Annotated in this window: 18 protein-coding genes; 4 read left to right on the forward strand and 14 right to left on the reverse strand. The window is 74.4% G+C overall.

Annotation, left to right across the window (positions count from 1 at the left end; genetic code table 11):
- Positions 1–3 precede the first annotated feature (3 nt).
- From murD to mraZ, 8 genes are all read right to left on the reverse strand, one after another.
- Positions 4–1,497, reverse strand: coding sequence for a UDP-N-acetylmuramoyl-L-alanine--D-glutamate ligase (murD, locus tag ASD06_RS12500; protein WP_235502328.1), 1,494 nt, complete (start codon positions 1,495–1,497; stop codon positions 4–6).
- Positions 1,494–2,594, reverse strand: a complete 1,101-nt coding sequence (gene mraY, locus ASD06_RS12505) for a phospho-N-acetylmuramoyl-pentapeptide-transferase (RefSeq protein WP_056678008.1) — start codon at positions 2,592–2,594, stop codon at positions 1,494–1,496. The genes murD and mraY overlap by 4 nt, the downstream gene beginning before the upstream one ends.
- Positions 2,591–3,991: a UDP-N-acetylmuramoyl-tripeptide--D-alanyl-D-alanine ligase gene (gene murF / locus ASD06_RS12510; protein ID WP_056678009.1), complete on the reverse strand. Its 1,401-nt coding sequence runs from the start codon at positions 3,989–3,991 to the stop codon at positions 2,591–2,593. Before murF ends, mraY begins: the two co-directional genes overlap by 4 nt.
- Positions 3,988–5,550 carry a UDP-N-acetylmuramoyl-L-alanyl-D-glutamate--2,6-diaminopimelate ligase gene (locus tag ASD06_RS18930; RefSeq protein WP_235502329.1) on the reverse strand — a complete coding sequence of 521 codons (1,563 nt, stop codon included), beginning with the start codon at positions 5,548–5,550 and terminating at the stop codon, positions 3,988–3,990. Before ASD06_RS18930 ends, murF begins: the two co-directional genes overlap by 4 nt.
- Before the next feature lie 9 nt (positions 5,551–5,559).
- Positions 5,560–7,335: a penicillin-binding protein 2 gene (locus tag ASD06_RS18935; RefSeq protein ID WP_056678012.1), complete on the reverse strand. Its 1,776-nt coding sequence runs from the start codon at positions 7,333–7,335 to the stop codon at positions 5,560–5,562.
- Positions 7,336–7,547: 212 nt separating this feature from the next.
- Entirely contained in the window at positions 7,548–8,102 is a 555-nt protein-coding gene (locus tag ASD06_RS12525; protein ID WP_157371699.1) for a septum formation initiator family protein, read from the reverse strand.
- Positions 8,099–9,079, reverse strand: a complete 981-nt coding sequence (gene rsmH / locus ASD06_RS12530; protein ID WP_056678016.1) for a 16S rRNA (cytosine(1402)-N(4))-methyltransferase RsmH — start codon at positions 9,077–9,079, stop codon at positions 8,099–8,101. The genes ASD06_RS12525 and rsmH overlap by 4 nt, the downstream gene beginning before the upstream one ends.
- A gap of 245 nt (positions 9,080–9,324) precedes the next feature.
- Positions 9,325–9,756, reverse strand: a complete 432-nt coding sequence (gene mraZ, locus ASD06_RS12535; protein WP_056678017.1) for a division/cell wall cluster transcriptional repressor MraZ — start codon at positions 9,754–9,756, stop codon at positions 9,325–9,327.
- A 668-nt stretch (positions 9,757–10,424) separates the two neighbouring features.
- Between mraZ and ASD06_RS12540 the strand changes: the two genes are divergently transcribed.
- Genes ASD06_RS12540 through ASD06_RS12550 form a run of 3 tightly spaced genes read left to right on the forward strand, consistent with a single transcriptional unit; the run spans position 10,425 to position 15,179 of the window.
- A complete protein-coding gene (locus ASD06_RS12540; protein WP_200942193.1) occupies positions 10,425–11,363 on the forward strand; it encodes a MoxR family ATPase in 939 nt (312 codons plus the stop codon).
- A 10-nt stretch (positions 11,364–11,373) separates the two neighbouring features.
- Entirely contained in the window at positions 11,374–12,714 is a 1,341-nt protein-coding gene (locus ASD06_RS12545; protein ID WP_056678021.1) for a DUF58 domain-containing protein, read from the forward strand.
- Positions 12,711–15,179, forward strand: coding sequence for a DUF3488 and transglutaminase-like domain-containing protein (locus ASD06_RS12550; RefSeq protein WP_056678022.1), 2,469 nt, complete (start codon positions 12,711–12,713; stop codon positions 15,177–15,179). Before ASD06_RS12545 ends, ASD06_RS12550 begins: the two co-directional genes overlap by 4 nt.
- A gap of 108 nt (positions 15,180–15,287) precedes the next feature.
- Here the strand turns inward: ASD06_RS12550 and ASD06_RS12555 are convergent, their stop codons facing one another.
- The 6 genes from ASD06_RS12555 to ASD06_RS12580 form a co-directional block, all read right to left on the reverse strand.
- Positions 15,288–15,698, reverse strand: coding sequence for a DUF3040 domain-containing protein (locus tag ASD06_RS12555; protein ID WP_056678023.1), 411 nt, complete (start codon positions 15,696–15,698; stop codon positions 15,288–15,290).
- A 191-nt stretch (positions 15,699–15,889) separates the two neighbouring features.
- Positions 15,890–17,155 carry a DNA polymerase IV gene (locus ASD06_RS12560; protein ID WP_056678025.1) on the reverse strand — a complete coding sequence of 422 codons (1,266 nt, stop codon included), beginning with the start codon at positions 17,153–17,155 and terminating at the stop codon, positions 15,890–15,892.
- A gap of 12 nt (positions 17,156–17,167) precedes the next feature.
- Entirely contained in the window at positions 17,168–17,950 is a 783-nt protein-coding gene (locus ASD06_RS12565; RefSeq protein ID WP_056678027.1) for a methyltransferase domain-containing protein, read from the reverse strand.
- A gap of 88 nt (positions 17,951–18,038) precedes the next feature.
- Complete coding sequence (locus ASD06_RS12570; protein ID WP_056678028.1) at positions 18,039–22,058, reverse strand: DNA polymerase III subunit alpha; 4,020 nt, start codon at positions 22,056–22,058, stop codon at positions 18,039–18,041.
- Positions 22,055–22,489, reverse strand: a complete 435-nt coding sequence (locus tag ASD06_RS12575; RefSeq protein ID WP_056678512.1) for an SAV_6107 family HEPN domain-containing protein — start codon at positions 22,487–22,489, stop codon at positions 22,055–22,057. The genes ASD06_RS12570 and ASD06_RS12575 overlap by 4 nt, the downstream gene beginning before the upstream one ends.
- A gap of 10 nt (positions 22,490–22,499) precedes the next feature.
- Positions 22,500–22,970, reverse strand: a complete 471-nt coding sequence (locus ASD06_RS12580; protein ID WP_056678031.1) for a DUF6504 family protein — start codon at positions 22,968–22,970, stop codon at positions 22,500–22,502.
- Positions 22,971–23,343: 373 nt separating this feature from the next.
- Between ASD06_RS12580 and ASD06_RS19420 the strand changes: the two genes are divergently transcribed.
- On the forward strand, positions 23,344–24,285 hold the full coding sequence (locus tag ASD06_RS19420; RefSeq protein WP_200942145.1) for a helix-turn-helix domain-containing protein: 942 nt from the start codon (positions 23,344–23,346) through the stop codon (positions 24,283–24,285).
- Positions 24,286–24,316 lie beyond the last annotated feature (31 nt).

Below are 24,316 nucleotides of genomic sequence, written 5' to 3' on the forward strand. Positions count from 1 at the left end.
CTGCTACTTCCCCTCGTGGTCGCGCGTGTACCGGTGGACGGCGGCGGCGAACTCCTCCCCGCGCTGGGCGTAGTCGCGGAACATGTCCATCGACGCGGCCGCCGGCGCGAGCAGGACCGTGTCGCCGGGCTGCGCCAGCTCGCTGGCGAGCCGCACGACGTCGTCCATCACCCCAGTGTCCGTGCTGGCCACGTCGACGACGGGCACATCCGGAGCGTGTCGCGCGATCGCCTGGGCGATCTCGTCGCGGTCGCGTCCGATGAGCACGACAGCGCGCAGGCGGCCAGCGTGCGCGCGGACGAGGTCGTCGACGTCGGCGCCCTTGAGCAGTCCGCCGGCGACCCACACGACGTGGTCGAAGGCACTCAGCGAGGCAGCTGCCGCCGGCGGGTTGGTGGCCTTGGAGTCGTCGACGTAGGTGACCTGGCCGTGCGTGGCCACGTGCGCGATGCGGTGCGGGTCGGGGCGAAAGCCACGCAGCCCGTCGCGCACCGCCACCGGCGGCACGCCGGCCGCGCGGGCGAGCGCCGCGGCGGCCAGCGCGTTCGACACCTGGTGCGGTGCCAGCACCGGGGCGTCACCTCGGACGTCCTCGAGGGTCGCGAGCTCGGCCGCCGAGGTGCGCCGTTCGTCGATGAAGGCGCGGTCGGCGAGCACGTCGTCGACGACGCCCAGCATGCCCACCGAGGGGATGCCCCGCGTGAAGCCGATCGCGCGGCACCCCTCGGCGACGTCGGCGTCGCGCACCAGCTTCTCGGTCACCGGGTTCTGCACGTTGTAGACGCAGGCCAGCTGGGTGCGCTCGTACACCTCGCCCTTGGCGCGGGCGTACGCGTCCATCGAGCCGTGCCAGTCGAGGTGGTCGGGCTCGACGTTGAGCACCGCGCTGGCCAGCGGGGCCACCGACAGCGGGCTGTGGTCGAGCCAGTGCAGCTGGAAGCTCGACAGCTCGACGGCCAGGACGTCGAAGGGCTCGGGCGACAACACGGCGTGCAGGATCGGCGTCCCGACGTTGCCCACCGCGGCGGCCCGCAGGCCCGCGGCCTCGAGCATGCGCGCCAGCATGCGCACGGTCGTGGTCTTGCCGTTCGTGCCCGTCAGGGTGAGCCACGGCGCACCGCCCTCGGCCGGGCGCAGCCGCCAGGCCAGCTCGACCTCGCCCCACACCGCGATACCGGCGGCCTGCGCGGCGGCGAGCATCGGCTGGTCGGGACGCCACCCGGGTGAGGTGACGACGAGGTCGGGCTGCTCGGCCAGATCGGGCAGGCGCGTGGTCGCCTCGGGACCGAGGTGCACCTGCGCGCCCATGATCTGCAGGATCTCGCGGCGCTCGCGCTCGGCCTCACCGTCGCGGCCGTCGACGACGACGACCCGCGCCCCCCGCTGCACGAGCGCGTCGGCGGCGGCGAACCCGCTGACGGCCAGGCCGGCGACGACCACCGACAGGCCGGCCCAGTCGGCGTCGCGGTCGGTGAGGGAGTCCAGCCGGCTGGTCACGAACCGACCACCCACTCGGCGTAGAAGATGCCCAGACCCAGGGCGACGAAGAGGCCGGCGATGATCCAGAACCGGATCGTGATCGTGACCTCCTGCCACCCGAGCAGCTCGAAGTGGTGCTGCAGGGGTGCCATGCGCAGCACGCGTTTACCGGTGAGCTTGAACGAGCCCACCTGCACGATCACCGACAGCGAGATGATGACGAACAGGCCGCCGATCACCAGCAGCAGCAGCTCGGTGCGGCTGGTGATGGCGAGCCCGGCGAGCGCGCCCCCGAGAGCCAGCGAACCGGTGTCACCCATGAAGATCTTGGCCGGTGAGGCGTTCCACCACAGGAAGCCGATGCAGGCTCCCATGAGGCCGGCTGCCACCACGGCGAGGTCGCGCGGGTCGCGCACCTCGTAGCACTTCAGCGCTGCGGCACCGGTCTCGCCCGCCGTGAGCGACTGGCACGACTGGTTGGACTGCCAGGTGCCGATGAGGATGTACGCGGCGAACACCAGGGTGCTCGCGCCGGTGGCGAGCCCGTCGAGGCCGTCGGTGAGGTTCACGCCGTTGCTGGTGGCGGCGATCATGAGGTACGCCCAGACCACGAACAGGATCACGCCGATGGCCGGGCCGGCGAACGCCAGGTCGAGCCGGGTGTCGCGGATGAACGAGATCTGCGTCGAGGCTGGCGTGCGGTACTGCTGGTTGGGGAACTGCAGCACCAGCACCGAGAACAGCAGCGCCACCACCGACTGGCCGATGAGCTTGGGCACCGCGCGCAGACCCAGGCTGCGCTGCTTGCTGATCTTGATGAAGTCGTCGAGGAAGCCCACGACGCCGAGCCCGGTCATGAGGAACAGCACGAGCAGCGCGCTCATCGTCGGCGCGTTGAGGGTGATGGCGTGGGCGGCGAGGTACGCCAGCAACGTCGCCAGGATGATCACGGCCCCGCCCATCGTCGGCGTGCCGCGCTTGGTGTGGTGCGAGGTCGGGCCGTCGTCGCGGATGAACTGGCCGTAGCCGCCCTTGACGAGGAACCGGATGTAGAGCGGGGTGCCGAGCAGCGTGGTCATGAGCGAGACGGCCGCGGCGATGAGTACGGCCCTCATGCGCTCGCCTGCCCGTCGGCCGCGAGCCGGTCGCCGAGGTAGCGCAGGCCGCTGTCGCGGCTGGACTTCAGCAGGACGACGTCTCCGGGCTGCAGCTGCTCGCGCAGCAGGGTGTAGGCCGCCTCGACGTCCGGGACGTGCACGGACTCCTCGCCCCACGAGCCCTCGTGCACCGCACCGGTGTGGATCGGTCGAGCGCCCGGCCCCACCGCGACGAGCCGAGACACGTTGAGCCGCACCGCGAGTCGCCCGATCTCGTCGTGCGCGGTGAGCGAGTCGGGGCCGAGCTCGAGCATCTCGCCCAGCACCGCCCACGTGCGCCGGCCCGCGGCCATCGCCACCAGGGCCTTGAGCGCCGCGCGCATCGAGTCGGGGTTGGCGTTGTACGCGTCGTTGACGACGCGCACGCCGTCGGGGCGGTCGGTGACTTCCATGCGCCAGCGGCTCGCGGCCCGGCCCCGGCCGAGCGCGGCGGCGATCGCGTCGACCGGCATGCCCAGCTCGCGCGCCACCGCGGCGACCGCCAGCGCGTTGGCCACGTGGTGCTCACCGAACAGCGCGAGCCGCACGGGCGCCGAGCCCTCCGGCGTCACGAGCACGAACGACGCCCGTGCCTGGTCATCGAGGGTGACCTCGTCGGCGCGCACCGCGCAGTCGGCCGACCGCCCGACGAGCACCACGCGTCCGCGCGTGCGCTCGCGCATGGCGCGCACCCGCGAGTCGTCGCCGTTCAGCACGGCCAGGCCCTGCGGCTCGAGGGCCTGCACGATCTCGGACTTGGCCTCGGCGATGCCTTCGACCGAGCCGAACTCGCCCAGGTGGGCGCTGCCGACGTTCAGCACCACCGAGACGTCGGGTCGCACGATCTCGGTGAGGTAGCGGATGTGGCCACCACCGCGGGCACCCATCTCGAGCACGAGGTAGCGCGTGCTCGGCTCGATGCGCAGGGCGGTCAGCGGCACGCCCACCTCGCCGTTGAGCGACGCCTCGGGCGCGACGGTGGGGCCGAGCTCGGCCAGCACGCTCGCCAGCAGGTCCTTGGTGCTGGTCTTGCCCGACGAGCCGGTGATGCCGATGACGGTGACGTCCGGCACGCGCTGCACGACCGCGCGGGCCAGTGCGGCGAAGGCCTCCTGCACGTCGGCGACGACCACGCAGGGCAGGGCGTCGACCGGCCGGTCGGCCAGCACCGCGGCCGCGCCGCGCTCGAGCGCCTGCGGGACGAAGTCGACGCCGTCGGCGTGCTCGCCCCGGCGGGCGACGTAGAGGCTGCCGGGCCCGCACTCGCGTGCGTCGGTGACCACTGCGGCGTCGACCACCGTGGCGCCGGCGCGCGGGTCGCCGACCACCTCGCCGCCGGTGACCTGCGCGATCTCCAGCAGCGTCAGCGCGATCACGACTGCACCTCGGCCAGCGCCGCCGCGAGCTCCTCGCGGTCGTCGAAGGGGTGCACCACTCCAGCGATCTCCTGCCCGGGCTCGTGGCCCTTTCCGGCGACCAGCAGGACGTCCCCCGGCCGTCCCGCCCGCCGCGCACCTTCGCCGATCGCCTGCCGGCGGTCGGCGACCTCGAGCACCTCGACGTGCGGGGCCGCGGCCTCGCGCGCCCCCGCCAGCACGGCGGCCCGGATCGCGGCCGGGTCCTCGCTGCGGGGGTTGTCGTCGGTGATCACGACGACGTCGGCCGCCCGCGCCGCCGCCGCGCCCATGAGCGGCCGCTTGTCAGGGTCACGGTCACCGCCGGCCCCCAGCACCACCACGAGGCGGCCCGCAACCGACGAGCGCAGCGTCTGCAGCGCCGCGGCCACGGCGTCTGGGGTGTGGGCGTAGTCGACGACGGCGAGCGGGCCCGCCGTCGGGTCACCGACGACCTCCATGCGGCCGGGCACCCCGCCGGCGTGCCGAAGGCCGTGCGCCACCTGCTGCTCGGTGAGCCCGTGCTCGAGCAGCATGACGGCGGCCAGGGCGGCGTTCATGACGTTGAACTCGCCCGGCAAGGGGCAGCGCAGGTCGAGCCGCCGGCCGTCGGCGGCGCACAGCTGGAAATCGGTGCCCCCATCGCGCGGCTCACGACCGGTCACCACCCAGTCGGTGCCGGCGTCGGCGCGCCCCGACAGCGTCGTCACCGGCACGCTCGCCCGGCTGGCGGCGGTGCGCGTGCCGTCGTCGTCGACCACCACGACCGCACGCCGGCTGTGCTCGGGCGTGAGCAGCAGCTCCTTGGCCGCCAGGTAGGTCGCCATGTCGCCGTGCAGCTCGAGGTGGTCACGGCTGAAGTTGCTGAAGCCCGCGACGTCGACCACGGCCGCGTCGACCCGGTGCTGGGCTAGGGCCTGGCTCGAGACCTCCATCGAGCAGACCTGCACACCGCGCTCGCGCATCGCCGCGAGCAGTGCGTGCAGATCGGGGGCCTCGGGCGTGGTGCGCACGCTGCGCAGCCGCTCCTCGCCCACGCGGGTCTCGACGGTGCCGATGAGCCCGGTCGTGAAGCCGCCTGCCCGCAGCACGGCGTCCATCAGGAAGGTCGTGGTGGTCTTGCCGTTGGTGCCCGTGACGCCGAGCAGGGCGAGGTCAGCGGCCGGCCGACCGAAGACGTCGGCGGCGACGGACCCCAGCACGGCGCGCGGGTCGTCGGCGAGCAGCACCGGGAGCTCGACGTCCGCCTCGCGCAGCTGGTCGCGTCCGGCCGCGTCGGTGAGCACGGCCACCGCCCCGAGATCGCGCGCCGCGGCGGCGAACTGGGCCCCGTGGGCGCGCGAGCCGGGCAGCGCCGCGTACAGGTCCCCGGGCCGGATGGCGCGCGAGTCGAGGGTCACACCGGTCACCCGGGTGCCGCCGGCGCCGGCCGGATCGAGCGCGAGCGCTCCGGAGGCGGCGTCCACGAGCTCGCCCAGCGTGCACCCGCTCGTCACCGAGGGACGCAGCCCGGCGGACGACGGCACGGCAGCTGCAGACACGGGCCGAGGCTACCGGGCGGCCGGGGTGATCGAGATCTTGGGCGACTTCGAGCCGGTGGGCGGGATCTGCAGCTTCTGCAGCGCGTACGTCATGACCTCGCGGAACACCGGAGCGGCGACGGTGCCGCCGTAGTAGCCGCGCACCGGACGCTGCAGCGTGACGGCGACGACCAGCTTCGGGTCGTCGGCGGGGGCCATGCCGATGAAGGAGCCCGTGTAGCCCTGGTAGCAGCCGCACGTGGGGTCGTACCGCTGGGCTGTGCCGGTCTTGCCGGCGACGCGGTAGCCCGCGATCTTCGCCTCGGGCGCGGTGCCCTCGGCGCTGACGACCCCCTCGAGCATCAGCCGCAGCGCCGCTGCGGTCCGAGCGCTCACCACGCGCGTCTGCTTCGGCGCGGCAGCCGCCTTCAGGGCGCCATCGGCTCCGACCGTGCCCGCGACGAGCTGCGGCTCCACCCGCACACCGTCGTTGGCGATGGTCTGGAAGACACCAGCCGCCTGGACCGCGTTCACCGACAGGCCCTGGCCGAACAGCACGGTGTAGCGCTGCGAGCCGCTCCAGTCCTTCGGCTGGGCGAGGATGCCGCGGCTCTCCCCGGGGAAGTCCAGCCCGGACGGCTGCCCGATCCCGAACTTGGTGAGGTAGCGGTACATCGTCGCCGGCGACAGCTTCTCGCCCGCCATGATCGTGCCGACGTTGCTGGACTTGGCGAGCACGCCGGCGAAGGTCAGCCGCTCGGGGGCGTGGTCGTGGGAGTCGTGGAACGTCTTGCCTGCGCGCCGGATGTGGCCGGGCACGGTGAACGGCGTGGTGGGCGTCACCACGCCCTCCTCCAGGACCGCCGCGGCGGTCATGAGCTTGCTCGTCGACCCCGGCTCGTACACCTCGGACAGGGCGCGGTTCGACAGGTTGGCCGGCTTGGCCTTGCTCGGCACGTTGGGGTCGAACGTCGGAGCGTTCGCGAGCGCGAGGATCTGGCCGTCGCGCGTCATCACCACGACCGTGCCCGACAGCGCGCCGCTCTCGTCGACCTTGGCCTGCAGCAGCTGCTCGGCCTTCCACTGCAGGTCGCGGTCGATGGTCAGCTCGACGGTCGTGCCGGGCACCGCGGCCTTCTGCTCCACGTCGCCGGTAGGGATGTGCCGCCCGCCCGGGTCGCGCTCGTAGGTCACGCTGCCGTCCTGGCCGGTGAGCTCGCGGTTGAGCTTGAGCTCCAGGCCGCCCAGCGGCTTGCCGTCCTTGCTCATGAAGCCGACCACCGAGGCACCGACGCCGTCGGCCGGGTAGGCCCGCTGTGACGTGGTCTCGGGGTAGATCCCCGGGATCTGCAGCGCGTCGACCTTGCGCCACACCTCGGGGGTGACGCGCTTGGCGACGTAGGCGAAGCGCCGGTCGCCGTCGAGCTTGGCACGCACGGCGTCGACGCTCATGTGCAGCAGCGGGGCGAGGTCGCGCGCCGCTCCGTCGATCCCGAGCACGACCTTGTGCTTGGCGCCGGTCACCGGGTCCTTCTCGTACCGGAAGTACTCGGTGACGGTGGTCTGGTCGACCGTGACGTTGTAGCGCTCAAGGCTGGTGGCCATCACGACGCCGTCGCGATCGACGATCTGGCCGCGGGTCGCGTCGACCGTCACGGTCGTCAGGCGGCTGCCCAGGGCCTGCTGGGCCATCGCCGAGGCGTCGAGCGCCTGCAGCCGAAGCAGCTGCACCGCGAACAGGCTCAAGACGATGCAGACGCCGAGGAACATGGTGCGCGCCCGGCGGGCCGGGTGGCCGAGCCGCATCCGACGCACCGGTACGGACGGGCGACGTGGCCCCCGCGGGCCGTGGCCAGCCGGACGCGCGGGCGCCTGCCGCCGCGGTCGCGCCGCGCCCGCCGCTGGGGAACCGGGCCGCGGTGAACCCGCCCGGGACGCCGACGACGTCCGCGGCGCAGACCGACGGCTCGACGCCGGGCGGTTCGCGGACCCGCGCGGCGTCGTCCTCGCCTGCCCCATCACCTGCTCTTCGTCGTGGTCGACTTCGTCGAGACCTTCGTGGACTTCGTGGACTTCGTGGACTTCGTGGACGCCTGGCTGGCCTTCTTCGCCTGTCCTGCAACGGTAGGTTGCTCGGGTTGCTGAGCCGGGGCCGCCACGCCGAGAAGCTTGCCGTCGGACAGCCGCAGGAACGCCGGCGACTGCGACGGCACCATGCCGAGGGCCCTGGCCCGCTCCGCCAGGCGCTCGGGTGCGGCCTGGACGTCGATGTCCTGGCGCAGAGCCTGCTCGCGGTCACCGAGCTCGTCCGACTGCGCCTGCAGGTCGTGCAGCGTGAACGAGCCCTGGGCCAGCGCGGTGTTGATGAGCAGCAGCGAGAGCAGCCCGCCCACCAGCAGCAGCAGGCACGACACGGCGAACACCGTGCGGCCGCGCTCGACGGCCGGCGGCCGCACCACCCGCAGCGTGGGCCGAGGCGGCCGGGCCGGTCGGACCCCGGGGTTCCCCGGCGCCGTGCGGGCGGCCGCCGCGGACGCACGCCGTCCGGTCGCCGCAGCCAAGGTCTGGCTCATGCTGCTCTCCCCCCACCAGCGCGGATGCGCGTTGCTGCTCTCAGCCGGGCCGAGGCGGCCCGGGAGTTGTGCTCGATCTCCGTCTCGCTGGGCACCTCGGCGCCTCGCGTGAGGAGCTGCAGGTACGGCGCGTGCTCGGGCAGCTCGACCGGCAGGCCGACCGGCGCGCTGCTGCGTGCTCCCGCAGCGAGCACCTGCTTCACCCGGCGGTCCTCGAGCGAGTGGTAGGCCAGCACCGCCAGGCGCCCACCCACCGCGAGCGCCTCAACCGCTGCGGGCAGGGCCCGGTCGAGGGCCTCGAGCTCGCCGTTGACCTCGATCCGCAGGGCCTGGAACGTGCGCTTGGCCGGGTTGCCGCCTTCCCGGCGGGTGGCGGCCGGCACGTTGGCCCGCACCAGCTCGACGAGGCGGGCCGACGTCGTGAACGGCGTGCGAGCGCGCTCGCGCACCACCGCGGCGGCGATGCGCCGCGCGTACCGCTCCTCGCCGTACTCGCGCAGGATCCGCGTGAGGTCGTCCAGCTCGTAGGTGTTGAGCACCTCGGCCGCCGTCAGCGGCTCGTCGGCGTCCATCCGCATGTCGAGCGGAGCGTCGACGCGGTAGGCGAAGCCGCGGTCGTCCTCGTCGAGCTGCAGCGACGAGACGCCGAGGTCGAGCAGCACCGCCTGCACTGCGCCCAGCCGCAGGTCGGCGAGGACGTCGGCGAGCTCGTCGTACACCGCGTGCACCAGGTGCACGCGGTCACCGAAGGGGCTGAGGCGCTCACCGGCCAGGGTCAGGGCCTCGCGGTCGCGGTCGATCCCGACGAGTTCGGCGTCCGGGCAGGCGCGCAGCAGCGCCTCGGCGTGCCCACCCATGCCGAGCGTGCCGTCGACCAGCACGGCACCCGGCTCGGCGAGGGCCGGCGCGAGCAGCTCGACGATGCGGGCGAGCATGACCGGCTCGTGCCGTGAGGCGGCGTCGCCGGTGCGCTGCATGGCCGGTCCTTTCGGGGCTCGCGGTGGGTGCGGGGCGAGGTGGGTCGCAGGGGATGTACGAGGGATGTACGAGGGATCTGCGAGGGATCTGGGAAGGAGCTGAAGGACACGGCCGCTCGGCCTGGTCCCCAACCGCTCCGAGCGGCCTGGCACCGGGGAAGGTGCGCCAGGACGTCGGGAGCGGGTGGAGACCACGACGAGCGGACGAGGTGGGTGAAACGGGTGGGTGGGCGGGCGGGTCGGGCTCACATCAGGCCGGGCACCACCTCCTCGGCCTGCTCGGAGAAGGCCTGCTCGGACTCCGCGAGGTAGCTCGCCCAGGCGCCGGCGTCCCAGATTTCGATGCGCGACCCGGCTCCGATCACGGCCAGGTCGCGGTCGAGTCCGGCGTACTCGCGCAGCGTCGTCGGGATCGTCACGCGTCCTTGCTTGTCGGGGATCTCGTCGCTGGCGCCGGAGAGGAAGACGCGCAGGTAGTCGCGGGCGGCCTTGCTGGTCATGGGGGCCGAGCGCATCTGGTCGGCGACCCGCATGAACTCGTCCATCGCGAAGACGTACAGGCAGCGCTCCTGGCCGCGGGTCACGACCAGGCCGCCAGCGAGCTTGTCCCGGAACTTGGCGGGGAGGATCAGGCGGCCTTTGTCGTCCAGACGCGGCGAGTGAGTGCCCAGGAACACCTGGCACCTCCCCTTCGCCGGATGCGCTGGTGCGCACCGCCTGCTCGACCCGTCCGCCTGCTCGACCGCCGGACCGTTCCCTCGGCCTCCGACCTGCTCCACTCTACTCCACTTCACTCCACGGTCAAGATGAATCGACGCTGCGTGACGGCGCGTCGCACCCCAAAATCGCAGGTCAGAGCGGGCGAATAGGGCAGATCGACTGGTGGAGGGCGCGTCCGGCGCGTGACTCCTCCTCGAGCCCGGAAGCCGGTGACGTCCCGGGCGCCCGAGCACGCGAGCACCGCTCGCGCTCGCGGCAGAGGGGCACGGTGGAGCGAAGTGGGGGGCCGCGAGTGCGGACGCCAGACGGGCGCGCAGCTGCGAGCTCGCCACGCGGGAACGCCGGCGAGCGCGTCGACGTTGGCCTGCTCAGACGCCCAGGCGGGGGTCGGACACGAAACGGCTACGGAGCGGACACGGGACGGTGGAGGAAGCCTCCCCAGGCGACGCGCGCAGTGACAGACTGCTGACGTCGGGGTGGCGACGATCACCGCGACCGGGTCACCGTTCGCCGCGGGGCCGATCACCTTCACACCGTGCGGTTCCCCGACCCAGGAGGCCCAGTGAGCGCGACCAGCGCAACGCAGACGACCCAGTCCCCCGGCGGCCGACCGGACCTCGACGCGCTGCGCGAGAAGGCCGGGGCCATCGTCGCCGCCGTCGAGTCAGTGATCGAGGGCAAGCCGGACGTCGTCCGGACGGCGCTGACGGTGCTGCTCGCCGAGGGGCACCTGCTCATCGAGGACGTCCCCGGCGTCGGCAAGACCATGCTGGCCAAGGCGATGGCGCGGGCCATCGACTGCAGCGTCCGGCGCATCCAGTTCACGCCCGACCTGCTGCCGAGCGACGTCACCGGCGTCAGCATCTACAACCAGGAGCAGCGCGACTTCGAGTTCAAGCCCGGCGCCATCTTCGCCAACGTCGTGCTCGGCGACGAGATCAACCGGGCGTCGCCCAAGACGCAGTCGGCCCTGCTGGAGTGCATGGAGGAGCGGCACGTCACGGTCGACGGCGTCACCTACCACCTCGAGGCGCCGTTCATCGTCATCGCGACGCAGAACCCGATCGAGATGGAGGGCACGTACCCGCTGCCAGAGGCCCAGCGCGACCGGTTCATGGCCCGGCTGTCGATGGGCTACCCCAGCGCCGCGGCCGAGCTGGCGATGCTGAACAGCCACGGGTCGTCGTCCCCCCTCGACGACGTGCAGCCGGTGGCCACCGCCGCGGACGTGCGCGAGCTCGTGGTCGCCACCCGCAGCGTGTGGGTGAGCGACGCAGTGCGCCAGTACGTCGTCGACATCGCCAACGCCACCCGCACGAGCCCGGACCTGCGCCTCGGCGCTTCACCCCGGGCGACGCTGCACCTGCTGCGTGCCGCACGCGCGCACGCTGCGCTGGCCGGCCGCGACCACGTCCTGCCGGACGACGTCCAGCAGCTCGCGGTGCAGGTGCTCGCCCACCGCCTGCTGCTCACACCCGACGCCCTGCTGTCGCGGCGCAGCGCCCAGGACGTCGTCACGGGGCTGCTCCAGCGCCTGCCGGTTCCCGCGGGCGCGAACGGCTGAGGTCGCACCGGTGACTCTGCGCGGCGTTCGGCGCCGGCTCGGGCAGCGGTTGCTGAGCCCGTTCTCACGCCTGACCACCCGAGGCCGAGCGGTGCTGGCGGCCGGAGCCACGGCCATCGTGTGCGCGATCGTGCTGGGCCAGCGCGACCTCCTGCGAGTTGGTGCGCTGCTCGCGCTGGTGCCCGTGCTCTCGGCGCTGGTGCTGAGCCGGGCGCGGTACCGCCTGGCCTGCTCGCGCACGGTGACGCCGGTGCGCGTCGAGGTCGGCAAGCCGGCCCAGGTGGTGCTCGAGATCGCCAACGTGTCGTCGACCCGCTGCGGCATGGTGCTGGCCGAGGAGCACGTGCCCTACACGCTCGGGTCTCGGCCGCGGTTCGTGCTGCCCGGGCTCGAGGCGGGTGAGCGGCGCGCGATCAGCTACCCCGTGCGCTCGGACGTGCGCGGCCGCTTCGCCGTCGGGCCGCTCAGCCTGACCCTCACCGACCCGTTCGGCATGGGCGAGCACCGCCGCTCGTTCTCGGCGCGGGACGACCTCATCGTCATCCCGCCCGTGGTGGCGCTGCCTCCCGTGGCGCTGGGCGGCGACTGGTCGGGGTCCGGCGACACCAGACCGCGCGCCGTCGCCGCCTCGGGCGAGGACGACGTCACGACCCGCGAGTACCGCCAGGGCGACGACCTGCGACGGGTGCACTGGCGCTCGACCGCGCGGCGCGGCGAGCTCATGGTGCGGCGCGAGGAGCAGCCGTGGCAGAGCCGGGCGACGCTCGTGCTCGACCGGCGCCGGGCGGCCCACCGCGGGGACGGGCAGGCCTCGAGCTTCGAGTGGGCGGTGTCCGCGATCGCCTCGCTCGCCGTCCACCTCGCCGGCCGGGGTTACGCCATCCGGCTCTGCGACGGCTCGCCCGGTGAGGAGGCGCACGTGGCCTGGGCGCACGCGGAGGGCCACTCGTTCACCGGCCTGGCCGAGGCGTCGTCGTCGCTGGTGCTCGACGCGCTCGCCTCCGCGGCGCTGGGCGGAGCGGTCGAGCTGCAGCGCGCGGTGCACGCGGCGAACCGCTCGGCCACCGGCGGCCTGGTGATCGCGGTGGTCGGCGAGCTCACCCCCGACGACACCGCGATGCTCGCTGGGCTGCACCAGCTCGGGACCACCTGCATCGCGCTGCTGGCCGACACGACGTCGGCCATCAGCGACGTCGTGTTGCGCGAGCGCGTGCGGGAGGGTGTCCAGGCGCAGGCCGAGCAGCTGCGCGCGGCCGGCTGGGACGTCATCGAGGTGCGCGAGGGCGAGGGGGTGGCCGCCACCTGGCGACGCGTCGGTTCGGGCCGCCTGCTCGCAGGAGGTGCCCGGTGACCCGCGACCGGCTGGCCGCGCCGCTGGCGGCCCTCGCCACTGCACTGACGATGTGGTCGCTCGCTCCCACGGTCGACGGCCAGGACTGGCAGACGCCGGCCGTGCTGATGGTCGTGCTCGTGCTGCTCACCGGCCTGGGGGCTCGCGCGCTGCGGCTGCCGCGCGTCCTGGTGGCCCTCGCCCAGCTGCTGGTCGGTCTCGTGGCGCTCACCGCGACCTTCGCGGGCGACGCCGCGGTGTGGGCGGTGCTTCCGGGGCCCGCCGCGCTCAATCGGCTGGGCCAGGTGGTCGTCGACGGCTTCGACACGGTCAACCGCTACTCGGCGCCGGTGCCGACGTCGGAGGGGATCTCGCTGATCCTCGCGATCGGTGTGCTGCTGGTCGCCGTCGCCGTCGACGCCGCGGTGGTCGGGTGGCGCTCCCCCGCCGCCGCAGGCCTGCCGCTGCTCGCGCTCTACGCCGTACCGGCGGCGGTCGTGCCGGACGGTCTGCAGTGGCGGTACTTCGTCGCCGCCGCGACGGGCTGGCTGCTGCTGCTCGCGCACGACGCCAGCGGGCGGGTGCTGCGCTGGGGCCGCCTGCTGCCCCGCTGGGGGAGCTCGGCGAGCGCCAGCCGTCAGACGCTGACCACCGACACCGCAGCGATGGCCTCCACCGGGCGCCGGCTCGGTGCGGCGGCCATCGTGCTGGCCGTCGTCCTGCCCGCGCTCGTGCCGGGCCTGCCGGAGGGGCTGCTGACCCGTGGTGGCGCGGGGGCGGGCGGCAGCGGGCTCGGTGGCCTGACGGTGATCAACCCCGTGCTCACGCTGCGCGACAACCTCACGCCGCGCCGGGACATCGAGATCCTGCGCTACAACACCAGCCAGGCCGACGTGCAGCCGCTGCGCATCGTCACGGCCGACGCGTTCGACGGCGACACCTGGAAGCCGGGCACGCGCGACGTCTCGCGGCGCAACCGGGCCAGCCGGGGCCTACCTGCGCCTCCCGGTCTGTCGCCCGACGTGTCGCAGAGCCAGTACTCGATGCGGATCGAGGTCAGCGACGCGCTCAACCAGGACTTCCTGCCGCTGCCGTACCCGACGCGCCAGGTCGACATCAAGGGCGCGTGGCTGTACGACGCCGCCACGCTCAACGTCATCGGGGACGGCGAGAGCGTGCGCGGGCGCTCCTACGACGTCACCTACCTCGCCGTGCGGCCGACGGCCGACCAGCTGCGCAACGCCCCGGCGGTTCCCGACAGCAGCATGCAGCGCTACACGACCTTGCCGCGCGACCTGCCGGACGTCGTGGCCCGCACCGCACGGTCGGTGACGCGCGGCGCCACCAACCAGTACGACCAGGCGATGGCCCTGCAGCAGTGGTTCCGGACGGACGGCAAGTTCACGTACTCCACCGACGCACCGGCCGACTCCGGTGGCGACGCGGTGGCCGACTTCCTGGCCGACCGCAAGGGCTTCTGCGTGCAGTTCTCCTCGGCCATGGCGGTGATGGCCCGCAGTCTCGGCATCCCCGCGCGCATCGCGGTCGGGTTCCTGCCCGGAACGCCGGTGCAGGACGACTGGTGGTCGGTGAAGCTCACCGACGCCCACGCCTGGCCGGAGCTGTACTTCCAGAACGTCGGCTGGGTGCGCTTCGAGCCGACGCCGGCCGCGCGCACCGGCGCGCCGCCGCAGTGGGCGCAGCTGAACGCCACCGGCAGCGGACCGCAGGTCGGCAACACGACCGCCACGGCGGGTGGCTCCGGCGCCAGCGCCACGAGCGGACCGGACTCGCGGATCCGTTCGCTCCAGGATGCCGAGCGGCGCGCGAACACCGGTGAGGTGGCCGCACCCGGCGCGCCGCTGGCGCCGGCGGACCGGACGTGGTCGCGGTGGTGGCGGGTCGGGGCCGTGGTGCTGCTGCTGCTCGCGGCGATCGCCCTCACCCCCGTGACCGCCCTGTTCGGCCGTCGACGCCGCCGCCGAGCCGCCCTCACCGACGCGGCGCGGGCTGAGGCGGCGTGGGCCGACCTGCACGAGCAGGTCGCAGACCTCGGGATCACGCTGGCCGACTCGCTGACGCCGCGTCAGGTCGACCGGCACCTGGCTGAGCAGGTCGACCTCGGCGACCAGTCCCGCGCGGCGCTGGCCCGCGTCACCGGCGCCGTCGAGCGGGCTCGCTACGCCCGACCGGCCGGCCAGCAGAGCCAGGGGCAGACCGCGCTGGCGGTCCCGCCGCAGGCGTCTGGCGACGGGGCCGGTGGGACGGCGAACGATGTCGGCCACGACGTGCGGGCCGTGGTGCGGGCCGTCGCGGGCAGCCGCAGTCGGGGTCAGCGGCTGCGCGCGGCGCTCTACCCGCGCTCGGGCGCAGAGCGCACCGCGGGGGTGGCACGCTGGTTCGGCCGGCGCTTCGCGGCGGCGGACAGCGCGCTCGCGCGGTGGTCGCACCGGCTGCGACTGCCCCGCGTGCACCGTCACCGCTGAGCGGCACCTTCATCGGCCGCCCCTGCGTGCACTTCAGGTCCGAAGGGCACGCACGACGCGACGCGACCGTGCACTTCGGATCCGAAGTGCACGGGTGGCGCGGGGGGCTCAGCCCCAGGAGCCGCCGTCGCGGCGGCGGTCCCACCGCTGCTCGAGGCGCTGCATGAAGGTGCCGGAGCGCTGCGCGCGGCTGCGCTTGGGCCGCGGACGGGTCGCGCCGTCGGGCCCGACGGCACCGAGGGGGCCGGTGGCCGTCTTGCGGGGCGGGGTGGCTGCGAGCGCTCCGGCGGCGAGCATGAGCACGAATCCGGCGACTGCGAGCGGGACCACGCTGCGGGCCACGCCGAGGACGACGAGCACCAGCCCGACGACGACACCGACGCTGCCGAGCAGGATGCGCCGACGGTGACGGGCCCGCGGGGTGCGACCGCGCATCGCGGTGGCGAACTTGGGGTCCTCGGCCTGGATGGCGTGCTCCATCTGCTCGAGCACCCGCTGCTCGTGCTCGGAAAGCGGCACGGTGACCTCCCGCTGGCACTCGGCTCGATGGAGGACGACGGCGTTTCGCTGTCGTCGTACATCCCTGGTGCTCTCAGGATAGGTCGCACCTCGCACGCGCGAAAGCGGGACCGCAAACTCGGTCTCCGGCTGGCGCGAAGTGGTGGCACCGACGGTCGGTCGGTGCGGGGTGGGGTGCGGGGTCTGGACGGTCAGCCGGGGTGGCGGGAGGGGTCGACCAACGCGGCGGGGCGCACGCTGCCGACCCCGAAGCGCGCGCTGGCGCGGTCGACCGCGCGCTCGGCGTCGCGCCAGCCGAACGGCTTGTCGTCGAGCGCGAGCTGGCGCTGCTGGTGCTCGACGGCCATCAGGCCCTCGACGCGCACGCCGACGAGCCGGATCCGACCGCGCTGGAGTCCGAGCGCGTCGTACAGCGCCGTGGCGACGGCGTACACCTCGCGGGCGACGTCGGTCGACTCCTTCAGCGTGCGCGAGCGGGTGATCGTCGTGAAGTCGGCGAAGCGCACCTTCAACGTCACGGTGCGTCCCACCATCGCCGCAGAACGCAGCCGCGCGGCGGTGCGCTCGGACAGGCGCAGGATCTCGCGGCGGATCAGCACCGGGTCGTCGACGTCGTGGGCGAACGTCTCCTCGGCTCCGATGCTGCGCTCGGACTGGGCCGGCACCACGGGCCTGGGGTCACGGCCCCAGGCGAGGTCGAACAGCTGTGCACCGGCGGCCGGCCCGAGCGCGCGCCGCAGCGTGTCGACGGGCGTGTGGGCGATGTCGCCGACGGTGCGCAGGCCGTAGCGGTGCAACGTCTCCTCGGTGCGTTCCCCCACGCCCCACAGCGCGGCGACGGGCAACGGGTGGAGCACCTCGAGGGTCTGCTCACGCGGCACCACGAGCAGACCGTCGGGCTTGGCCAGGCCGGAGGCCAGCTTGGCGATGAACTTGGTGGCCGCGACGCCCACCGAGCAGCTCACCCCTTGCTCGTCGAACACCCGGTCGCGGATGAGCTGGGCGATCCGCCGGGGCCGCCCGAGGCGCCGACGCGCCCCGCTGACGTCGAGGAAGGCCTCGTCGAGCGACAGCGGCTCGACGATCGGGGTGACGTCGGCGAAGACGGCCATGATCCCGCGCGAGACCTCGGCGTAGCGGTGGTGGTGCGGCTCGATGACGGTGGCCTGCGGGCACAGCCGACGCGCCCGGGCCATGGGCATGGCGGCGTGGACGCCGAACGCGCGGGCCTCGTAGGTGGCCGACAGCACCACGCCTCGCGTGCCCCCGCCACCGACGATGACGGGGGTGCCGACGAGGTCGGGGTGGTCGAGCAGCGACACCGACGCGTAGAAGGCGTCCATGTCGACGTGCAGGATCGTGCAGCCGGTGTCGTCTGGGCCGGGCACCGCCTGCGGGCCGGACGTCGCGTCGCGCCCGTCGGTGCGACGGCTGGAGGTGAACTGGCGGCGGCTCACCGCGCGCCCCGCTCAGCCGGCGTCGCGGACCGCCACCACGTGCAGCTGGGCAGCCAGCTCGGCCAGGGCAGGGTGGTCGGGGTGGGCGCCGGCTCGACGCTCGAGGTCGAGCAGGGCCGCCCGAGCCGGTTCCCCTTCGACCAGCGCCTCGGGCACCAGGTCGCTGAAGACGCGCACACCGTGCACCTGGCGGGCCGACAGACCGGCGGCGTCGACCATCGCCAGCAGCGCTGACCGGTCGAAGCGGCGCGGCAGGGGGTCACCGGCGCCCCAGCGGCCATCCGGGTCGTCGAGGGCGTGCGCTGCCTCGGCGAAGCGGCCGGCCAGCGCCCGCGCGAGCACGACGGCGGCCCGCTGGGCCACCAGCAGGCTCGCGGCGCCGCCGGGGCGCAGCACTGCGGCCAGGGCACGCAGCGCGGCCTGCGGGTCGTCGACGTACTCCAGCACGCCGTGGCAGCAGACGAGGTCGACGCTGGCTGGGGCGACGACCTCGGCGAGCTGAGAGGCGTCGGCCTGCACGGCGCGCACCCGCTCGGCCGCACCGGCCTCCTCCGCTCGGCGTTCGAGGGCCGCCAGGGCGTCCGGGCTCGGGTCGACCACGGTGACGTCGTGGCCGAGCGCGGCGAGCGGGACGGCGAGACCTCCCGTGCCACCGCCGACATCGAGGACGACGAGCGGCGCGGGCCCGAGCGCCTCACTCGTGCGCTCCACGGCCTCCCACACCGCGGCGGTGCGGGGGGCGCTGGCGACGTCGCCGCGTCGGGGGCGTCGGCCGGCGTCGGACTGCGGTGCCACGACGGGTCTCCCTCGCCTCGACGGCGCCGAGGCGGGTCCTCGGCCGACGCCCAGCCTAGTGGCGTCGGGCCGGCGCTGGTCGGCCCGCTCATCGGCCCGAGCTCCCGGGGCTGGAGTGCCACAGCTTGCGCGGCGCGCTCTTGACGTCCTCGCCCGCGGGCTTGACGTCGGCGTACGGCGACTGCTTGAAGCCGCTGGCGTGCACCAGCACGCGGCGGTGGCGGGCGCCGCCACCCATGCCTCCAGCGCGCTGGTCCTCCCCTGACGCCCCGGGTGTCGGCGCAGCCATGACCGGCCGCGTCGACCGGCTGGCTGCCGCCCCCTCGCTCGCCTGCGTCGTGTACTCCCCGGCCGCCGCCTGGGCGAGGGCCTGCGCGTCGGCCTCGTCGAGCGTGGCGTGCACGGCGGGCAGGCCGCCGATGATCCACGCGTCCCACAGCGGTGCGAGCTCCCAGGCGCCGGTGGCGCGCAGCGACACCCCGCGCGGGCCGGTGCGCCGCAGCACGCCGCGCACCAGAAGCAGCCAGGAGTGGAACACCGTGGCGGCGTACGGGCCCTGGACGTCCTCGAAGAACGTCGCGTCGACCGGACCGGTGGCGTCGTCGAGGGTCAGGAACACGACCCGCCGACCCGAGCGGATCGGCGGGGTCTGGGTGGCGACCTTCACGCCGGCCACCAGCAGCTCGGACTGGTTGCGCTGCTGGAGCAGGTCACGGCTGCGGGTGACGCCGAGGGCGTCGAGCATCGGCGCGTAGGTGTCGAGCACGTGGGCGCTGGCGTCCAGACCGAGCACCTCCAGCTCGGCTTGGACCCGCTCGGTGGCCGTCATCTCCGGCAGCCCCGTCGGCCGGGTGGCGTCCGGCGCGTCGCCGAGGTCGAGCGCGAGCTGCACCGGCTGCTCGGCGGCCGGCACCGCCGGGCGGGCGGCCTGAGACTGCGCGGCGGCCAGCTCGGCGACGTCGACAGGGCGCGCGGGGTCGGCGGCGCGGGGCCTGCCGCGCGCGGAGCGAGGCGCCGCCCGACGGGCCGCCCGGCTGGTCGCCCGGCTCCAGCGGTCGAGCTCGGCCACCTGCAGCATGAGGTCGCGGCGGGTCACCTGACCGCGGCGTCGCACGGGTAGACGGGCGGCGAGACCCCCGAGACCGTACAGGCTGTCGAACGCGCCCGCGACGACGAGCCGCTCCACCACCGGCCGGCTCACCTGCGCCCGGTGCCAGAAGTCGGCGAGCGAGGCGTACGGACGTCCGGCGACGATGCGCTCGACCTCGGCGTCGCTGATGCCCTTGACGTCGGCGAGCGAGAGCCGGATGCCGTACGCCCGACCGTCGGGCAGGTCGGGGTGCGGGCGCGCCCGCGGGCCGTCGTCCGGCTGCTCCGGGCCGGCGTCGAGCTGGTCGAGGATCGCCGGGGGCGGCTCGTCCCACGGAGCGACCCGCTCGACGCGGTAGGTGCCGTCGGAGACGTTGACGTCGAGGCCGAGCACCGCGATGCCGAGGCTGCGGGCGTCGTCGAGGATGAGCCGCTTGGGGTACATGCCGGGGTCGTGGGTGAGGACGCCGGCGAGGAAGGCCGCCGGGTGGTGCGCCTTGAGCCAGGCCGACTGGTACGTCGGCAGCGCGAACGCCGCGGCGTGCGCCTTGCAGAAACCGAAGGACGCGAAGGCCTTCAGCACCTGCCAGATCCGCTCGACGTCGCCGTCGCCGTAGCCGCGGGCGCGGGCCGCCGGGCGCCACCACGCCTCGACCTCCGCCTGGCCCTGGGGTGACCCGAGGGCTCGCCGCACCTCATCGGCCTCGGCCAGGCTCACTCCGGCGGTGATGGCGACGATGTGCAGCACCTGCTCGTGGAACACCACCACCCCACAGGTGCTCTCGAGCGCCTCGCGCAGCGACGGGTGGAGGTACTCGGGGGCGTTCCAGCCCTGCCGCGCCTGCAGGAACGGCGTCACCATGTCGGACTTCACCGGCCCGGGCCGGAACAGCGAGATGTCGATGATGATGTCGGTGAAGGTCTCGGGGCCGAACTTGCCGACCAGCTCGCGCTGCCCCGGGGACTCGATCTGGAAGCACCCGAGCGTGTGGGTCGAGCGGATGAGCCGGAAGGTGCGGTCGTCGTCGAGCGGCACGCAGGCGCGGTCGTCGAGGTCGACCTGCACGGCGTCGACCCGGGCGATCTCGTCGACGGCGTGCGACATCGCCGACTGCATGCGGATGCCCAGGACGTCGAGCTTGAGCAACCCCATCGCCTCGACGTCGTCCTTGTCGAACTGGCTCATCGGGAACCCCAGCCAGCTCGCCTCGACGGGTGTGCGGTCGAGCAGCGTCGCGTCCGACAGCACGACGCCGCAGGGGTGCAGGGCGATGTGCCGGGGTAGGGAGTCGAGCCGCTCGACGTGCTCGAAGAGCAGGTCGAGGCGCTGGTGCCCCAGCCCGCTCGCGCGCAGCTCGGGCAGCTCGGCGATGGCCGCTCGCGCGCCGCTGGCCCGGATGTGCGGGAAGGCCTTGGCGATCGCGTCGACCTCGGCCGGGGGCAGGCCGAGCGCCGCGCCGACGTCGCGCACGGCGTGCCGGACGCGGTAGGTGTCCATCATCGACACGCAGGTGACGCGGTCGCCGCCGAAGCGCTGCAGGATCTGCTCGTAGACCTCGGTGCGACGGGCGGACTCGACGTCGAGGTCGATGTCGGGCAGCTGGGCGCGCAGTGGAGAGCAGAAGCGCTCCATGAGCAGCCCGTGCTCGAGCGGCTCGACGCCGGAGATGCCGAGCAGGTGGTTGACCAGGCTGCCGGCACCCGAGCCGCGAGCGGCCACCCGCACTCCCAGATCACGCACCAGGTCGCAGACCGCGGCGACGGTGAGGAAGTAGGTCGGGTAGCCGAGCCGGTCGATGACGTCGAGCTCGTCGTCGAGGCGCTGCTCGACCTCGCGCAGCCGCCGCGCGGACGCCCCGGCGTAGCGGCCGGCCACACCGGCACGGGCCCGCTCGCGCAGGACCGCGCTGGGGGACTCGTGCGGGCCGAGGCCCAGCGCGCTGGGCTCGGGTAGGTGCACCGACCCCAACCCGAGGTCACGCCGCGGGTCGAGCACGCAGCGGTGGGCCAGCGCCACGGTGTCGTCGAGCAGGCGCCGGGCCTGGTGCGTGACCTCACGCTGGTCACCGCCCGCGGCCGCCGCGACCTCGGTCGCGAGGCGGGCCATCTGGGCGCCTCCGGTGAGGTAGCCCTGCGCGGTGACGCGGTCGACGTGGCGGACGTCGAGGGCCACCAGCCGACGTGCGGCGTCGAGCACGTCGGCCGTCGCGGCGCCGTCCGGGGTGGCGTAGCGCACGGCGTTCGTGAGGACCGCTGGGACGTCGTGCTCGCGCGCGAGCGCCAACAGGCGCCCGGCGTGGTCGACGCTCAACGGACCACCAGGCGGCCCGTGGTGGCAGACGACCTCGACGGCCAGCGCCCCGGCCGGCAGCGCGTCCTTCCACCGGCGCAGCACCGCACCGGCGAGGTCGGGACGACGCGCCAGCACCGCCCGACCCACCTCGCTGTCAGGCCCGAGCAGCACCGTGAGCCGGACCGGACCGTCGTCCGGCCGCGCGTGCGACGCGATGGCCGTCAGGTCGGTGACCGGAGTGCCGCGCTCACCACCGAGGTGCCCGCTCGCCAGGTGGGCGGACGACACCAACCGGCACAGGGCGGCCCACCCCGCACCCGCTGCTCCGGCCGCCTCGGCACCCGCTGCGACACCGTGCGCGAGCACCGTCGCGCGTGGCAGGTAGGGGTCGACGAGCTCGCCTCCCCGCGCCGGGGTGCGACCGGCGCCCGCGGCGCGCACCCCGACCGACGGGTCGGCCCACGCCGGCAGACCGGACACCAGCCCCGTGGGTGCGGTCGCCAGGTCGACACCCAGGATCGGCGCGATGCCGGCGCGACGGCAGGCCAGGACGAACTTGACCGCGCCGTAGAGCCCGTCGCGGTCGGTGAGGGCGAGCGCTGACATCCCCAGCTCACCGGCGCGATCGACGAGCGCCTGCGGTGACGACGCGCCGTACCGCAGCGAGTACCCGGACGCGACGCGCAGGTGGACGAAGGAATCGCCGGGACGGTCGGGGGGACTCACGACGCGCGGATGCAGGCCACGCCGGCCGGCAGCACCAGGTGGCGTGGGAGGCCGAGCAGCTCCTCGACCAGGGACAGGAAGGTCTCGCCGTCGCGGACGAGGTCGTCGGCCTCCCGGCTGCTCACGACGTCGTCGCGACCGGCTTCGATCGCCGCGCGGCGGGACGCCCCGGCATCGAAGAAGGCCGCCCACTCGCCGAGCTCGGGCGCCACGGTCGGGAGCACCTCCCACACGCTGCGCGGACGGCTGTGCCGGTGCGGACGCCCGCGCACCGACAGCACGGCGGCCGCGGCACGCAGGGCCGCGAGGTGCGCGGCGACGTACCGCTCCCCCGCGCTCGACGCGCCGAGCGCGACGACCAGGCTGTCGCGGGCGCGGTCGATGAGGTCGAGGCTGCTGGACGGCACCCGCGGGGTGCTGGACGGCGTCACGAGGACCTCCTCAGTCCGCGAGGCGGGCGAGCCGCCAGGTGCCAGGGCCGTCACCGGCCGGGTCGACAGGGTCGATGGCGGGGTCGAGCACGAGGTCGTACACGCCCACCGGGCTCGAGCGTCCTGCGGCGGCCTCGACCCGCCAGACCTCGCGCTCGGCGGGAGCGACCGCGGCGCCGGGCGCGCCGGGTCGATCAGCTCGCTCGGGTCGGCTGAGCGCCGGCTCGAGCAGCGTCGCGCTCGACCGCCCCGTGACCGCCGCCCCCTGCGCGGCGAGCTGGACGTCGGACCGCAGGCCGAGCAGCGCCGAGGCCGCCGCCTCGCGCCACCACACCCGCCGCTCGTACCAGTGCGACACCACCGACCGGACGACGTACAGCCGGTCACGCCACACGAAGGCCACCGGCGCGGCGGGGCCGTCGTCGGCTCCGGCGACCGGCGCCGTCCGGACCTCGATGAGCTCGTCGTACCGTCGCACCATCACGCACCTCCGCCTGGGCGTCTCGTCCGGGACCCGTCGGGACCCGTCTGGTCAGGACGCTGCCGAGGGGGAAGGCGGGGCAGCTCTGCCGGGCTGGCCCGGGCGACGGCTTCCCCACCGCCACCCGGACCGGCCAAGCAGGTGGCCCGCCCTGGGCCGGGGTCGAGGCGGCCGCCGGCGGACCTCCCCCGAAGGTGAGGGGAGTCACCGCCGGGAGTATTCGAACACTTGTTCGAACGCCTCGAGACTACACCCGGCGTCCGACAGCGCGTCAACCGCAACGAGCGGCCTGTGGACACGTCCCCCGAACGGCCCAGGCGCCGGTGCCCGGGGCCTTGAACCTCCCCCGGGGAAGCCTCCTAGCCTGCTCCGCGTGACCCTGCAGAACCCCGCCGACGGCGCACCGCACCTGGCCATCGGGCAGCTGGCCCGACGCACCGGCCTGACCGTCAAGGCGCTGCGGCACTACGACCGCGTCGGCCTGCTGGCGCCGGCCCACGTCGACCCCGCCACCGGCCACCGCTACTACGACCCGGCCCAGCTCGACGTGGCGCGGCTGGTGCACCTGCTGCGCTCGGTCGACGTCCCGCTCGACGACGTCCGCACGTGCCTGGAGTCCGGTGGCGACCCCACCACGGTGGCCGACGTCCTCGCCACGCACCGGCGCCGCGTCGAGGCCCGCTCGATCCGGTTGCGCGGCCACCTCCACGCGATCGACCACTACCTCACCGACCACCCCCTCACCGCCCCCGCGACCCCGGAGCCTACCGTGACCAGCACCCCCACCACCGCGAGCCCCACCACCGCGAGTCCCACCACCGCGAGCCCGGACACCGCGAGCCCGGACACCGCGAGCCCGGACACCGCCCAGCACCGACGTCTCGGGGTCGACCTGTTCAACGGCACCTGGCGCCTGCTGGAGCGCGACGACCGCACGCGAGCCGACGACGACCGCATGCTGCACATGGCGCACGCCTCGCGATACCACTGGGAGCAGGTCGGCGCCCCCGCCAACCTCGCCCGCGGCGAGTGGCTCTGTTCGCGGGTCTACGCCGTCCTGGGCCGCGGCGAGCCGAGCCTGCACCACGCCCGGCGGGTGCTCGACCTGTGCCTGGAGCACGGCATCGGCGACTGGGACCTCGCCTTCGCCCACGAGGCGCTCGCCCGGGCCCACGCGGTGGCCGGTGATCGCGCCGCGGCCCGCGCGGCCACCGAGCAGGCCCTCGCCTGCGCCGAGGACGTCGCGGACGCCGACGACCGCGCCCTGGTGCTCGCCGACCTCGAGACCATCCCCCACCAGCCGCGCTTTTGGTGAGCTCGCGTGGCTATTGGTGAGCTCGCGCGGT

It is taken from the genome of Angustibacter sp. Root456 (genome assembly GCF_001426435.1).
GTDB lineage: Bacteria > Actinomycetota > Actinomycetes > Actinomycetales > Angustibacteraceae > Angustibacter.